The organism is Nonomuraea sp. NPDC049141 (assembly GCF_040648415.1).
Lineage (GTDB): Bacteria > Actinomycetota > Actinomycetes > Streptosporangiales > Streptosporangiaceae > Nonomuraea.
Map to the genome: position 1 here is coordinate 1 of NZ_JBEZDR010000284.1, position 1,046 is coordinate 1,046.

Sequence of the window (1,046 nt, forward strand, 5' to 3'; positions counted from 1 at the left end):
GGTGAGATCCACTCGGTGTGCCGCTCGACCACGCCGGCCCGCAGGTCGAGCACCCGCTCGTGGGTGCGCAGGGTGCCGGTGCGCACGTCCAGCGGCTCGCCGCCTACCCAGAGCCGGATGAGGGCCGCGTTCGGCGCGCTGATCACCGTGTCGCTGAACTGGGGGAAGGCGTAGCCGTCCTCGGGGTAGTCGAGTTCGCGCCGCTCGTGGAAGCCGTTGAGGTAGGTGCCGGGCATCCCGTAGGGCCTGCCCTCGTCCAGGGTGCCGCGCCAGCCGACCCAGCCGTTGCCCAACGCGAAGATCGACTCGGTCTCGGCGAGGCGGTCCATGTCCGCCTCCGTACGCCGGATCCGCCAGGCCTCGTCGTCCCCCGTGCCCTGCCCGGTCGGCGGCCGATCGGCGATGGGGGTGTCGTGCACTGCGCCTCCAGGGAGTCCGACGTACCGGGGCCAATCGAAGCAGACCGGGCTGAGAGGTCGCTGAGACGAAGGTCAGGGTCGCCACCCGACCAATGCACACTGCGCCCGACTTCCAGATGTTCCATGGTTGTCTGCGAGGTAAACGAGGTATGAACGATGCGTGAGGTGAATCATGATTGATGCCGACTCGCCGGATGTTCCGGAGATCAGTGTCGAGTGGTACCAGGACATCGTCGACTTCGCCGCCGACACCCCGCAACCGGTGCAGTGGTTCGCCGAGCACTTCACCGAGGGCGCGATCCTGCTGCTCGGCGCGCTGTGGCTGATCGCCGCCGTGTCCCGGCTCGGCGGCGGCCCACGCGACCGGGCGTACGCCCTGGTGTCGCCCGCGCCGGTGGTGCTCGCGTACGGGTGCAGCGAGCTGTTGAAGACGGTGGTCGACCAGGAACGCCCCTGCCGGGCGCTCGCCACCGAACTCACCATCATCGCCGGCGAGTGCCCGCCGACGGGCGACTGGTCGTTCCCCAGCAACCACTCCACCATCGCGGGCGGACTGGCGGTGGCGACGCTGCTGCTGTCCCGCCGCGTCGGGCTGGTGGCGCTGCCGTTGGCGGCGCTGGCCGCGCT

The 1,046-nt window shown here is 70.2% G+C and carries 1 protein-coding gene and 1 pseudogene; one reads left to right on the forward strand and one right to left on the reverse strand.

The features are described 5' to 3' along the window. Positions 1–419: pseudogene (locus tag AB0B91_RS66485) on the reverse strand (family 65 glycosyl hydrolase); the annotation flags it as partial. Between the two features lie 172 nt (positions 420–591). Between AB0B91_RS66485 and AB0B91_RS66490 the strand changes: the two are divergent. Next, positions 592–1,046 (forward strand): phosphatase PAP2 family protein (locus AB0B91_RS66490; RefSeq protein ID WP_358343358.1); only part of this gene is annotated, 455 nt, incomplete at its 3' end.